This is a genomic window from Chryseobacterium tongliaonense (assembly GCF_041224435.1).
GTDB lineage: Bacteria > Bacteroidota > Bacteroidia > Flavobacteriales > Weeksellaceae > Chryseobacterium > Chryseobacterium tongliaoense.
Genome location: NZ_JBGFFD010000007.1, coordinates 152,103 through 166,298, shown reverse-complemented (window position 1 = coordinate 166,298; position 14,196 = coordinate 152,103). Strand labels below are relative to the sequence as shown.

Sequence of the window (14,196 nt, the reverse complement as noted above, 5' to 3'; positions counted from 1 at the left end):
AGAAAAAGATCAGTTAAATTGATTCATAAAACAGTGAAAAAAATAGCCTACATAGAAATAGACACCCATGCGGAAATTGCCCGGGCTTTCATGGATATTATGCACGATTCCCGTGAATTTACGGTAGATTATTATTTTTCGAAAAAGATCAGAGATCAGATCCGGGAAGATCAGGAAGCTGTTTTTTTATCCGATAGCTCAATGATCACAGATCAGCTGAAAAATAAAGACTATGATATGGTGATCATCGGAACGGTTCACCGCTATTTTAATACTTTCCTTGCCATCACACAAAAATACAATACCGCTGTTATTGTACATAATCTGAATTTTCCTCAAACATCAAAATGGGGTTTAATAAAAAGCATTTTTAAAGAAGATGTGATTTACCGGCTTAAATTGTGGTGGAAAGAAGGACTTTTTTATGTGTCAAAACCCTATAAACAGGCAAAGAACCTCATGGTTTTAGATCCGGAATTATCTTCAGATACCTATAAATTCCTGCCTCTTTTTTATACAGGAAATTTTGAAAAAAAGGAAGATAATGAATTGATTGTCGTGATTCCCGGTAGTGTTTCTCAAAAAAGAAGAGATTACCAGTATATTTTTAACATGATCCGGAATAGCAGTGTTTCAGAACCTTACAGCTTTATATTTCTTGGGAAAGCTCAAAACCGCGAACTGAAAGAGCTTGAAAAATTATCTGAAAATGTACCGGAAAATATCACGGTTAAATATTTCACAGAGCGGGTTTCATCAGATGATTTTGAACACTGGATGTCTAAAGCAGATGTTTTGTGGTGCCCTGTTCAACAGCAGACTGAATTTTTCAGCCAGCCGGAAATATATGGAGTCACAAAGATGACCGGAAATCTTGGAGACGCCATCAAGTACGGGAAAATAGCCGTTTTCCCAAAGAATTATCCCTCAAAATCAGAATTTATTATTCCTGAAACGGAAAATATAATTGAACAGTTTAAAACGGTTAAAAACACGGCATTCGATTTCAATGAAAAGTTTAGTAAGACTGCAGTTCTTGCAAACCTGGAACAGGTGCTAAACAGCTTATAATTCTTACTTAAATTTCAGAATACTTTTAATGAATCTCATGTTCATATAATCTTCAATCGGAAATATTTTTGTGAAATAATTTCCAATATAAATCAATACCAATACTACAGTCGGTTTGTAAATCAAATTAATGAGATTATTGCTGAAAGTAGGCAAAACAATCGCCACTGTAATCGCCAAAGTACAGATAATTGACACGAAAATCATCTCAATCGATAACGGCGAAACTTTAAACATAAAGTAATTGAAAAGGATTTTAATCACATTATAAGTTGTTAACGAAATCGCTGTAGACAAGGCGATTCCGATTAACTTAAGATCCGTATTCTTAAGAAAATAAAGATTTAATCCAACTGTTAATCCCGCCAATAGGAGCATGACGATAATATTGAATTTGTAATATTTTGAAAGGGAAATAATATTGCCGTTAAATCCTGTTGCCAGATCAACTAAAACTGCCGATCCCCAGATCCAGACTACAGGCTCGTATTCTCTTAGCATGACGCCGTTTTTGGGCATAAAATGAGTCAGATAAGGAAATCCGACCATAATGCAGGAGAACAGAACAGCACCTAAAAAATAGAGTGTCAGAGAGGTTTTTTTATGGAAACGATCCAATTCTGTCATATCGCCGTCTGCAAGCGTTTTACTGATAATCGGTGCTGAAACGTTGAAAAGCCCCAACTGAGGAATAGAAATAAGAGAAATCAAAGCATACAAAACAGCATAAATTCCGTTTTCTTCCATTCCCATAAATTCACCGATCATAATACTGTTAATGGCCAGATAATTTCCGAATGTTCCCAGGAAACCAAAAAAGCTGTAATTAAAAAACTCTTTCCAGAAATTATTCTTTTTAAAATAATCGGTGCTGAAATCCAGCTGTATCTTATTCAGCTTATTGGTGTAATAAACGTAGCCGAGCAGCATCATAACAAATACTCCGAAGAAAAACAGATAGGCAGACTGGGAAGAAATAAAAAAGAACAGCAGAAAAGCCCCTAAGTTTGCTATTTTCGGGAAAAGATTATCAAAAATATTGGATACAACGATTCTTTTGTAATTGGAAGTATATTTATTGAAAATAGCACAAAAAGAAAGAATCAGAACCAACGGAAGAATGATTTCCTTGATCTTCCAGGCTTCCGTATTTCTGAATTGCGGAAACAGATAGGGGAGTATAAAAAACAGGATCAGGAAGATAAGAAAATTGACAAAAACTGCCAGTAAAGATAGAGAAAGCATATTTTGTTCTTTTCCGTCTTTTTCTACAGTATGAAAAAATTTCACATTGGAATAGGAAATTCCCATAACAACAAAAGGAACGAGAAGCTCCGCACTGGGAAGGATATAACGAAGCTTTCCGTAAAATTCAAAATTATTCGGAAAAATGAAAATCGCGGAAATAGTTCCCAGCAGAAAACCGATATAACCAATGATGGAATATTTAAAGCCTTGCCTTGCTACTACACTCATAATGCTGTTTTATTGGTTTTTAGGAATGAAAATAATATTGTTGATATACTCCGTTTTGTTTTTTTCGTCGTTGGTATTTTCTGCAATGATTTCTTCTGTAAGTTTGTCAAGTTCAAAAGTATTTCTGTTTAAGTACCGGGCTTCATATCCCCAGTTTTCCACTTCGGCAATCTCATTCCAGATTGGGGTGTTATGGTGCCGCTGTTCCATTTCAACCATTAAGGTCGGTAGAAACTGCTGTATTGTTTTTTTAGCTCCAAAAAGGGTCTTCATTTCATTGCCCTCAACATCTATCTTGATAAAATCGAGTTTGTTTAAAGAAACTGTGGGTGCCCAGTCGTCCAGCTTAATAACCTGTACTTTTTCTGTATAGCTTTTTTCTTCACCTTTTTCTTTATACGAGGTATTCAGCGTACCCCTTGATGCAATCATTTTTCCGTTAATAATGGGAACTTTAAATTCTGCAATCGTATTTTCATCAGAAAGAGCTAAAGGAAGGACTCTCATCGTGGGAAACAGTCGTTTTAAACGGTCGTGAAGTTTTTTATTTGGCTCAAAAGCATAAATATTCTGATGATTCAGTTTATTTTCCAGTTGATATAAAAAAGTTCCGACGTTGGCTCCAATGTCAAAAATTACAGCGTTTTGAGGCAAATATTCCTTTATCCAGACCAATTCCGGTTCTACATTCCGTGCCGAAAAATTATTTTTTGAAAGATGGTTTAAGCTCTTAAAGAATCTTTTTTTATAAAATCCGGGGCTGATGTATTGTAGGTTTTCTGCAATTCTTTGGTATAAAGACATTCTTGTTTTTTTGACAGTTAGCAAAGATAAGCAAAAATGTTAAATGGGTGTTAAAATTAAATGAATGTAATAGGTTGATTATCAGTATTTAGTTCTGCTGAAGATTTTCTTATAGAATTGAAATTTAGTACATTATTGTGAACATAGAAGTTAATCGCAAAGCCACTGGATTTTTCCTGCTAAATTGTTTAAAATGTATGGATTTTCAGCTGCAATAAAATTATTGGTGCTGATTATCCTCATAAACTTATGACCTTTATTTTCAGGATATTTAATCTAAAATATGATATGTAACATTTGCGTATCAAATACTTAATAGGTGATACGGAAAAGTGTAATTTAGAAAAAAATCTGCCACATCAGCAAAATCTGCGAGAAAAAAATTCAGGTGTTAAAAAACATGAACATTTACATTAAAATATTCAGGTAAGAAAATGATGTCCCTGCAATTAATTAAAATTATTGAAACGGAGTATTCAGAAAATCATTAAATGGCTTGATCAGTTTGAAAATCTTTGTGAGATTTTTTACTGCATTTTTATCCAGAACCTCCTCATCTTTCAGATTGTAAATCACAATGAAATTTTTCAGTTTTAAGTATTCTCCCATAGGATCTTCCTTTTCGAAGCCCTGTGGTATTTTTTTTAGTTTATCATCCTGATCAAGTTCCGGAAAATGTTTTTTGAAATCTTTATGGTTTAAGATTTTCAGGAAATCATCGCCATACAATGAAATTTCTTTTCGTACTTCTTTCAACACTGAAGATTCAGGCATGTAAATTCCACCGGCTAAAAATGATTTTCCAGGTTCCAGATGAAGATAATATCCTCCTTTCTGGCTGCCTTTTCCCATTCCAAGAGAAGCCCCGAAGTTGGTTTTATACGGAATCTTATCTTTTGAAAACCGCGTATCCCTGTAAATTCTGAATAATGCTTTCTTAGCATCTATTTTGGCCAGTTCTTCATCAAAACCACTCATTTCTTTAATCAGGTCTTCAAGAAAAGAAATGACATTTTCCTGGGATTCCGTATACAGGTTTTTGTTTTCTGTGAACCATTCACGGTTGTTGTTTTTATTTAGCTTTTTTAGAAAATCAAAAGTTTTAGCAGAAATGGTGGCTGACATATTTTTTAGTTTAAAATTATCGTTGAGACTTTTCGGTTTGGATGAAAGGTCAACTGTTAACCAAATTTACATAAAACTATTCATATCTCAATGCCCCAGAGGGTTAAGCTTTGAAGCTTTCAAATGAGACTCAAAGCTTATAGTTTTTTAAAAACTATAAGCTTTTAAAACTTTAATCTTTAGAATACGGCTGCAATATTGGATAGTGCTGTCAAGCCGGATAAAAGATGGTTTTGTGAAAAAAATTCAAGTATTTTGAAAAAGAATATCAAAAAGAAAAATTTGCTTTCCAGGGTTTTATTTTTGAAAATTCATTAATATAACAGAAAAAATCAAACCAATTTAATAAAAAAAAATATTGTTTGATAGGTTTTTAATTTTAGAGGCTTTTTTTTGCATTTAATTTTTTAAAAATCAAAAAAATATTAAAGGATTCTGAAATTAAGTTTAGTTATTTAACACTTTATTCAAAAAAAAGTCAAATAATAATTGTATCTTTGCAAAAATTTTAAAATATTTAATGAATTTATTTACGGAGACCAATTTAAGTCCTGACATCCTTAAGGCAATTGGCGAAATGGGTTATGAAAGCCCGACAGAAATCCAAAAACAGACTATCCCTTTTATTCTTTCAGATATACGCGATCTTATCGCACTTGCGCAGACAGGGACAGGCAAAACAGCAGCGTTTTCGCTTCCGATTTTGGATATGATTGACGATACGAGTCGCAAAATCCAACTTTTGGTGCTTTGTCCGACACGAGAATTATGTCTTCAGATTGCAAAAGACATAAAAAATTATTCTAAATACATGAAAGACATCAAAACTACTGCGGTTTATGGTGGAAGTAGTATTATGGAACAAATCCGATCTCTGAAGGATAAGCCTCAGATTATTGTAGGTACTCCGGGAAGAGTAATCGACCTTATCAACAGAAAAGCTCTTGATTTTTCTGCGATTCACTGGCTGGTTTTAGACGAGGCCGATGAAATGCTTTCAATGGGTTTCAAAGACGAATTGGAAACAATTTTGAGCGAAACGCCTGAAACAAAGCAAACCTTCTTATTCTCGGCAACGATGAATAAAGAGGTGGAAAGAATTTCTAAAAATTATCTTACAAAGCCACACCGTATTTCGGTAGGTTCTATTAACGAGGTTAAAAAGAACATTACTCACGAATATTACGTTGTAGGATACCGTCAGAAAAAAGAAGCGCTTAAAAGATTAATTGATGCCAACCCGAACCAGTATTCCATTATTTTCTGCAGAACAAGAATGGAAACTCAGGAGGTTGCTGATTTCTTAATGCAAAACGGATACGCAGCTGATGCCCTTCACGGAGATCTTTCTCAGGCGCAGAGAGATACCGTAATGAAAAAATTCAGATTGAAGAACATCGATATTCTGGTAGCAACAGATGTAGCGGCCAGAGGACTGGATGTAAATTCCCTGACTCACGTTATTCATTATTCTTTACCGGATGATCCGGAAGTATTCGTACACAGAAGCGGAAGAACAGGTAGAGCCGGAAAAGACGGAATTTCAATGGCATTAATAAAGCCGGAAGAAAGCAGAAAGCTGAAACAGATCAAATCTGCAACTAAAATCGATATCAACGAAAAAATAATTCCGACAGGAGATGAGATTATCAAAGCTCAGGTAGGAGGGGTTTTCGAGAAATTGTTTACAGAGCACGAAGATATATTTACATTTGATGATAAATTAATCCCGGACTTAAGTAACTTCACAAAAGAAGAGCTTGTACATCAGTTATTGCAATTCCAGTTAAAGGATCTTGCGTTGTACTACAAAGATAAACATGATCTTGCCGAGCAGAAATTCAACAGCAGAGATGACGATTACTCAAGAAGAGACAGAGGACGTGACAGAGACAGAAGTAGTAGAGACCGTGATCGTGGTGAGAGAGGAGACAGCAGAGGAAGAGACCGTGGTGGAAAACCCAGAAGAAAGAATGAAAACATGGTAAGGTTTTTCTTCAATCTTGGTAAAAAAGACCAGTTGAAAAAGCTTGATGTTTTAGATATTATTAATAAAGCTACAGCCGTTGGAGGCGGTAAAAAAAGAGCCGAAATTGGGGATATTGAAATTTTAGAGAAATTCTCATTCTTTGAAATTGAAAAATCATTTAAAGGAGAGCTTTTAAATAACATTTCATCAATGAAATTCAGAGGTAAAGATATGAGAGCTGAAGAAGCAAATTAATCTTATTCCTAACAATATTAAACCGGCACTACAGCCGGTTTTTTTGTTTGATAATCAAGTGCTAACGTAATGTTAACAAAACTTAATGTCAGATAGTTTCAGGTAAGGTCCTTTTTTAGGAAATTTGCACTCAAATTATAAATACTTAAAAATGGGAATTGGTAATATTTTCCACGCTTTTCAACCAAAGGATAAAATCTTCTTCGTGCTTTTCGAAAAAGTAACTGAGAACCTAGTTGCAATGTCTGAGGACTTTAACAACGGAATCAAGGATTTCGATCTTAATGATGATACAATGTTAAAGAAAATGAGCGACTATGAGCATAAAAATGATGAACTTACCCACGAGATCTTCATAGAACTTGGGAAAAACTTCATCACTCCTTTTGATCGTGAAGATATTCATACATTGGCAACAGGTTTAGATGATATTGCTGATTATATCTATGCTTCTACAAAATATATTTTCCTATATAAATCGCCTTTAATGAAGGCATATGCAGACTTTTCTTTATTGATCCACAAAGCATGTCTTGAAATCCAGAATGCAATGAAAAACCTGAAAGGGTTTAAAAATATGGAGCAGGTAAAAGAAGCTTGTATTAAGGTAAATTCTATTGAAAATATTGCAGACGACCTGCTATCCAATTCAATGGTAGAATTGTTTGAAACAAACGATGCTATCAATATTATCAAAATTTCATCGGTACTTAATTATCTTGAAATAGTAACAGACAAAGCAGAAGATGTTGCCAATACTATTGAGAACATCATGATTAAATACGCATAAACAAGATAACAAAAAATGGAGTTTCCGATTTTACTTACGGTTATTATTGCTTTAGCTTTAATCTTCGATTATATCAATGGCTTTCATGATGCAGCCAACTCAATTGCGACAATTGTTTCTACAAAGGTTTTAACTCCTTTTCAGGCCGTACTTTGGGCGGCTCTTTGGAATTTTGCAGCCTTCTTTATTGCAGCTTATATTATTGGAGAATTTAAAATTGGTAATACAATTGCCAAGACAGTCAATGAAAATTTTATCACCCTTGAAGTTATATTTTCAGGTCTTGTAGCTGCAATTGCCTGGAATCTTTTAACATGGTGGTTTGGTATTCCTTCATCATCGTCACATACCTTAATTGGAGGCTTTCTGGGGGCAGCATTAATGCATGCTTTTATGATGGATTATCATGATGTGGCAGTTGCACAACCCGGATTAGGTTTTATAGATACCTTTAAGAACGCCTTTCATCAGGTGACCACGCAAAGTGTAGTGAAGTTTGATAAGGTAATTCCTATCTTCCTGTTCATTTTCATGGCACCGATTATAGGAATGGTGATCTCAATTATCATTACCTTAATTATTGTTCATCTTTACAAAAAATCAAATCCACATAAAGCAGATCAATCATTCAAAAGATTGCAGCTGGCGTCTTCAGCATTATTCAGTTTAGGACACGGTTTGAATGATGCCCAGAAAGTTATGGGTATTATTGGAGCAGCATTGATTTATTATCACGTGGAAATCCTTCATGACCCGGTTTATCTTAATATTCCTTCTGCAGGACGTTTTGATTACTTTGCCCAGCATTATCTTTGGGTGCCTTTAGTGTCATTCCTTGCCATTGGTCTAGGAACGATGAGCGGCGGATGGAAGATCATCAAGACAATGGGAACCAAAATTACCAAAGTTACTCCACTAGAAGGGGTGAGCGCAGAAACAGCAGGAGCCATTACTTTATTTATTACCGATCATTTTGGTATTCCTGTATCTACAACACACACGATTACAGGTTCTATTATCGGGGTTGGTTTAACGAAAAGAGTTTCTGCAGTAAGATGGGGAATTACGGTAAGCTTACTTTGGGCGTGGGTACTTACAATTCCTATTTCAGCTATTGTTGCGGGAATTACTTATCTTTTAGTAACTTTATTTTCTTAGAACAGAAATTAAAATAACAATACCAAACTTTGTCCAAATGGGCAAAGTTTTTTGTTTTATAAAGCCCTGAAAAATTGTATTTTTGTTGAAATTATAGGATTTTATGGAATTTTTAGACAAGTACCAACAGATCGTTGCTGATGCCATTACTAAATACACTTTTAAAGACAAACCCACGGAATTATATGATCCGATGAACTACATTATTTCCCATGGCGGGAAACGTCTTCGTCCGATTATGGTTTTAATGGCCTGCGATTTATTTGGCGGTGATATGAAAGAAGCGATCAAACCTGCTTTAGCAATAGAATTCTTCCATAATTTTACCCTGATCCATGATGATATTATGGATGAAGCTCCCTTAAGAAGAAATAAGCCTACCATTCATACTTTGCACGGGATCAACGTAGGAATTCTTTCAGGAGACGGACTTATGCTGAAAGCTTACAAATTTTTTGAAGATCTTGAACCTGAAATATTCAAAGCCTGTATCAGGATCTTTACCCATACCGGGCTTCTTTTATGCGAAGGCCAGCAATATGACATCAATTTTGAAACCCAGGAAAAAGTAACGTTCGATGATTATATCAGAATGATTACCTATAAAACCGGGGTATTAAGTGCTTCCTCTTTTGAGATCGGAGCTTTGATCGCAAGAGCAAACTTCAAAGATGCCAAAGCGATTTTCAACTTCGGAAAACATATCGGAATTGCCTTCCAGATTATGGATGATTATCTCGATGTATTCGGAGATCAGGCTCAGTTTGGTAAAAAACATGCCGGAGATATCTATGAAAATAAAAAAACGGTTCTTTACCTGATGGCAAGAGAGCATGCAACGGACGAAGAAAGAAAAGAACTGGATTACTGGTATTCTAAAAAGACGGACAATATTGATAAAGTATACGGAGTAGAAAAAATTTTCAGAAGAACCAAAGTGGATGAAAAGGCGTTGCGTTTAATTGAAAAGCATAACGAAATCGGTCAAAGCTATCTTAAGAAAATCAATATTCCCGAAGAAAAGAAAAAACCTTTTGCTGAACTGGCAAACTACCTTTTGAGCAGAGAAAGTTAATTTTGGGTAAGAGGATTTAGGGCTTAGGAGTCAGGTTTTCCCTGGTCGAAATTAAATTCTGAATCCTAATCTAACTCATAAAATATGAAATTCAGGACAGAAGTAGATATCCGCATATCGGAAAAGAAGATCGGGATTGAAGATAAAATATTTTCAATAGGTTCCTGTTTTGCTTCCGAGATGTCTGATCTGCTGCATGAAGGCCAGCTTCAGACGATTAATAATCCGTTTGGAACGATTTTTAACCCGTTTTCGATTGATCAGGCGATAAAAAGGCTCCATGATTCAGAATTGTATACAGAAGAGGATTTAATTACCTTTAATGATGAATTTATTTCTCTGGATCACCATACCCGGTTTGATACGAGGTATATTCATCAGACCTTAGAGAAAATCAATACAGGATTAGAAAACGGAAATCATTTTCTTCAGGATACCAACTGGGTAATTATTACCTACGGAACTTCATTTATCTATGAATTTATCCCGAAGAAAAAACTGGTGGCCAACTGTCACAAGATTCCGCAGAAATATTTTGAGAAAAGGCTTTTAAGCCATCAGGAAATTACAGAATCCATTTACAATACAATTTTGAATCTCAAAGATATCTGTAAAGACGATGTTCAGATCTTATTTACGGTTTCTCCGGTACGTCACACAAAAGACGGAATGATTGAGAACCAGTTAAGTAAATCTAAACTGATCACAGCCGTTCACGAAACTATTTCCCTCTTTGAAAACTGTCATTATCTGCCGGTTTATGAGATTGTGATGGATGATTTGCGTGATTACCGGTTTTACAAAGAAGATATGATCCATCCGAATAACCAGGCGGTACATTATATTTTTGAAAAATTCGGGGAAGCCTATTTTGCAGAAGAAACTAAAGATTTTATTAAAGAAAATTTTAAGATCAGTAAAGCTTTGGAGCATAAAACAAAAGATGATAAAGATCCGAAATATATTGAGTTTAAAGAGAAGCTTAATCTCAGGATAGAGGATCAGCGTAAAAAAGTAAAGCATAAAATATTCTCCTAAAAACAATGATTGATACACATACCCATTTATACGCAGAAGAATTTGATGAAGACAGAAAAGAAGCTATTCAAAGGGCTTTAGATAAAGGAATAACAGAATTTTATCTCCCGGCGATTGATGCTGAGTCCCACGAAAAAATGCTTCAGCTGGAAACAGAATATCCCGGCCAGATTTTTTCAATGATGGGTTTACATCCTTGCTATGTAAAACCGGAATCATGGGAAAAAGAGCTTGACATTGTGAAAAATTATCTTGATCAGAGAGCTTTTCCTGCCATCGGTGAGATCGGGATTGATTTATACTGGGATAAAACCACACTGGATATTCAGGTAAAAGCTTTTGAACAGCAAATTGACTGGGCAATTGAAAAAGATTTGCCGATTGTAATTCATACCAGAGAAAGCTTTGATGAAACATTTGAAGTTCTGGAAAGAAAGAAACATCCCAAACTCCGTGGAATTTTCCATTGCTTTTCCGGAAATATTGAACAGGCAAAGCACGCTATCGATCTGAATTTTATTTTAGGAATCGGCGGGGTAGTCACCTTTAAAAACGGGAAAATAGATCAGTTTCTGCATGAAATTCCATTAGATAAAATTGTTCTGGAAACCGATTCTCCTTATTTAGCTCCGGTTCCGCACAGAGGAAAGAGAAATGAAAGTTCATATCTGGATCTTGTTGCCGGAAAACTCGTGAATATCTATCAGAAAGACTTTGCTGAAATTGATAGAATCACAACGGAAAATGCAAAAAACATATTTGTGAATAAATGATACAGACATTAAAAAATATAATGGAACTTGTAAAAAATATCAACTTCAATGAAGTGATGTTATTTTTTACTTATTTTATTATTAACTTTTTATTTCTAACAAAATATGGAATACGGCAATCTATAATTCCGATCGAATTATTAGTATTTGCTTTTTTTGTTGTGAATATTTGCTTTTTTTGCTTTAGAAATAATAGGCTACTAACTGATAGATTGAATGTGAAAACTGTATATCTTGCTATTAGCGTAATAACAGTTTTATACCTTATCCTATGCCACTTGTTGAACGACCCTTATCAATTAAATATAGACAGATGGCAGACATTGGAATATTCATTAGAATATTGGCTTAAAGGAAAATATATTTATGATACGCCTAATTTTATGGGTAATTTTTCCTCTTATCTTCCTGGTCAACTGCTTTTAACTGTTCTTTTCTATTGGCTCGGGAATGTAGGCTATTTTCAGGTAGGAGCTTTTTTATTATTTTCATACAGTATTTTATACAACTTCAAAAATAATTTTTTGAGACTCCAAGGCATACTTTTATTAGGTGTTTCTTTAGCTTTTGTTTATGAGGTTGTATGTAAAAGTGATTTTATTTCTTCATTTTTGATTACCGCTTCATTTTTGAGCTTATGGCATAACATATTTAAAGAGAATTATTTTGCAAAACCTTTTCTGTTGGGCCTTTGCATCGGTGCTTTATGTCTTACAAGAAGTATTGTTATTATTTCACTGATTATTTTTCTTCTCCGTCCTTTTCTTACAGCAAACCTGAGTTCTAAAATAAAGTTTTGTTTAGGTTGTATGTTTTCAGTAAGCATCTTGTTAGCCACAGTTCTTTTACCTGCAAAAGATTTTAAATATATCCTGCACTATAACCCTGTACTTTTACAAGGCCAGAGCAATAAGTTTATTATGTTTTTTTTTATTTTGCTAGCCATTGTTGCATCTTTTTATGTTAAAAAAATCAGTGATGTTTTTTATTTTTCATCCCATATCATTTTTTTATCAATGCTAAGTTTTGTTTTAGAGCAATACTTTGTCGCCGGATATGGTTATCAGAATAATTTTTTTTCAACAACTTATCTTGCTGCTTGTCTGCCATTCACTATTATAGGATATATTTTTGTTATTGAATATGGAAGAACTTCTGTGAAAAATATCAAATAAAACTATTGCAAAAACTGTTTTGATATAATACAAATAAATCTATGGAATAGGCTTTAGCCAAAACCTAAAAAAGAAGCCTTCTCAAACTGAGAAGGCTTCTTTTTTATTATTTCTTTCTGAAAAAGCTTTTATTCTTAGGCTTTTTAAAACCGATGTCAGCTTTATTGGCTGGCTTAGGTTTGTTGTCAGCTCTTGGCTCTCTTGGCTGAGCGGGTTTGTTGTTTGAATCTCTTTTCTGGGCTACCAGATTATCAGTATGGAACGGATGATCTTTTACCACAGGGATTTTCTTTCCGATTAGCTTTTCCGTATTTCTTAAATTCAGTAGGTCCAGTCCATCCACAAAAGAGATGGAAGTTCCTTCCGCACCGGCTCTTCCGGTTCTTCCGATCCTGTGTACATAAGTTTCAGAAACATCCGATAGCTCATAATTGATAACGAATTTTAATTCATCAATATCAATTCCTCTTGCGGCAATATCGGTTGCCACCAAAACTCTTGTTTTCCCGGATTTGAAGTTATTCAAAGCATTCTGACGGGCATTCTGAGATTTGTTTCCGTGGATAGCCTCAGCTGAGATACCGCTTTTATGAATCGTTCTTGCTATTTTATCAGCACCGTGCTTTGTTCTTGAAAAAACCAAGACCGATTCGGAAATATGATTTTTTAAAATATGCGTAAGCAAGCCCAGTTTATCTTCTTTCTGTACAAAATAAACCGATTGCTGAATGGTTTCCGCTGTTGAAGAAACCGGAGTTACCTCTACTTTTACAGGATTATTCAGAATAGAATCAGCAAGCTTCTGAATTTCAGTCGGCATGGTTGCAGAGAAAAATAACGTTTGTCTTCTTGGAGGCAGAAGTTTGATAATTCTCTTTACATCATGCACAAAACCCATGTCGAGCATTCTGTCGGCCTCGTCAAGTACGAAAATCTCAAGGTTTTTCAAACTGATAATTCCCTGTGCGATAAAATCGAGCAGTCTTCCCGGTGTTGCTACCAGGATATCAATTCCTTTTCTTAAAGCAGCTTCCTGAGAGCCTTGCTTTACACCACCGAAGATCACCAGCTTTTTTAAAGGCAGGTTTCTTCCGTATGCATTAAAGCTTTCTTCAATCTGAATTGCTAATTCTCTTGTAGGCGTAAGAATCAGTGCTTTTATGTGATTATTTTTCGGTAATGGTCTTTCCGTAAGGTTTTGTAAAATAGGGATCGCAAATGCTGCCGTTTTTCCTGTACCTGTCTGTGCGGTTCCAAGGACATCTTTTCTTTCTAAAATAGAAGGAATGGCTTTTTGCTGAATAGGTGTAGGTTTTTCATAACCTTCTTTTTGAAGCGCATCTAAGATGGGCTTGATAATTTTTAAGTCTGTAAATAACAAAATATATGTGTATTAAAAATAATGCGGGTGAAGCAGTATGCTTCATCATTTTTAGCAGATCTGCTAAAATTATTAACAGAATTTTTAAGTAAAATTAATTACTGAA

Annotated in this window: 12 protein-coding genes; 8 read left to right on the top strand and 4 right to left on the bottom strand. The window is 34.7% G+C overall.

Annotated features, from left to right (window positions below):
• The first annotated feature begins 33 nt into the window (after positions 1-33).
• The gene (locus tag AB8P06_RS15340) at positions 34-1,071 is read left to right on the top strand and encodes a hypothetical protein (protein WP_369843064.1); all 1,038 of its coding nucleotides are present in this window, start codon (positions 34-36) and stop codon (positions 1,069-1,071) included.
• Between the two features lie 3 nt (positions 1,072-1,074).
• Here the strand turns inward: AB8P06_RS15340 and AB8P06_RS15335 are convergent, their stop codons facing one another.
• The 3 genes from AB8P06_RS15335 to AB8P06_RS15325 all read right to left on the bottom strand — a co-directional run bounded on the left by AB8P06_RS15335 (position 1,075) and on the right by AB8P06_RS15325 (position 4,476).
• Positions 1,075-2,547: a lipopolysaccharide biosynthesis protein gene (locus AB8P06_RS15335; RefSeq protein WP_369843062.1), complete on the bottom strand. Its 1,473-nt coding sequence runs from the start codon at positions 2,545-2,547 to the stop codon at positions 1,075-1,077.
• Between the two features lie 9 nt (positions 2,548-2,556).
• Complete coding sequence (locus AB8P06_RS15330; protein WP_369843061.1) at positions 2,557-3,351, bottom strand: FkbM family methyltransferase; 795 nt, start codon at positions 3,349-3,351, stop codon at positions 2,557-2,559.
• A 459-nt stretch (positions 3,352-3,810) separates the two neighbouring features.
• Positions 3,811-4,476 (bottom strand): DUF2461 domain-containing protein, encoded by a 666-nt coding sequence (locus AB8P06_RS15325; protein ID WP_369843059.1) that lies wholly within the window; start codon positions 4,474-4,476, stop codon positions 3,811-3,813.
• 520 nt (positions 4,477-4,996) lie between these two features.
• On the opposite strand from AB8P06_RS15325, the gene AB8P06_RS15320 reads away from it, so the two are divergent.
• The 7 genes from AB8P06_RS15320 (at position 4,997) to AB8P06_RS15290 (ending at position 12,709) form a co-directional block, all read left to right on the top strand.
• Positions 4,997-6,700 carry a DEAD/DEAH box helicase gene (locus tag AB8P06_RS15320; RefSeq protein WP_369843057.1) on the top strand — a complete coding sequence of 568 codons (1,704 nt, stop codon included), beginning with the start codon at positions 4,997-4,999 and terminating at the stop codon, positions 6,698-6,700.
• A 151-nt stretch (positions 6,701-6,851) separates the two neighbouring features.
• Complete coding sequence (locus AB8P06_RS15315; RefSeq protein ID WP_369843056.1) at positions 6,852-7,490, top strand: DUF47 domain-containing protein; 639 nt, start codon at positions 6,852-6,854, stop codon at positions 7,488-7,490.
• Between the two features lie 15 nt (positions 7,491-7,505).
• Complete coding sequence (locus tag AB8P06_RS15310) at positions 7,506-8,648, top strand: inorganic phosphate transporter (RefSeq protein WP_369843054.1); 1,143 nt, start codon at positions 7,506-7,508, stop codon at positions 8,646-8,648.
• Between the two features lie 103 nt (positions 8,649-8,751).
• Positions 8,752-9,723, top strand: a complete 972-nt coding sequence (locus tag AB8P06_RS15305; RefSeq protein WP_369843052.1) for a polyprenyl synthetase family protein — start codon at positions 8,752-8,754, stop codon at positions 9,721-9,723.
• Between the two features lie 84 nt (positions 9,724-9,807).
• Entirely contained in the window at positions 9,808-10,761 is a 954-nt protein-coding gene (locus AB8P06_RS15300; RefSeq protein WP_369843051.1) for a GSCFA domain-containing protein, read from the top strand.
• A gap of 5 nt (positions 10,762-10,766) precedes the next feature.
• Positions 10,767-11,534, top strand: a complete 768-nt coding sequence (locus AB8P06_RS15295) for a TatD family hydrolase (RefSeq protein ID WP_369843050.1) — start codon at positions 10,767-10,769, stop codon at positions 11,532-11,534.
• 20 nt (positions 11,535-11,554) lie between these two features.
• On the top strand, positions 11,555-12,709 hold the full coding sequence (locus AB8P06_RS15290) for a hypothetical protein (protein WP_369843049.1): 1,155 nt from the start codon (positions 11,555-11,557) through the stop codon (positions 12,707-12,709).
• Between the two features lie 106 nt (positions 12,710-12,815).
• Here the strand turns inward: AB8P06_RS15290 and AB8P06_RS15285 are convergent, their stop codons facing one another.
• Positions 12,816-14,090: a DEAD/DEAH box helicase gene (locus AB8P06_RS15285; RefSeq protein WP_369843048.1), complete on the bottom strand. Its 1,275-nt coding sequence runs from the start codon at positions 14,088-14,090 to the stop codon at positions 12,816-12,818.
• Positions 14,091-14,196 lie beyond the last annotated feature (106 nt).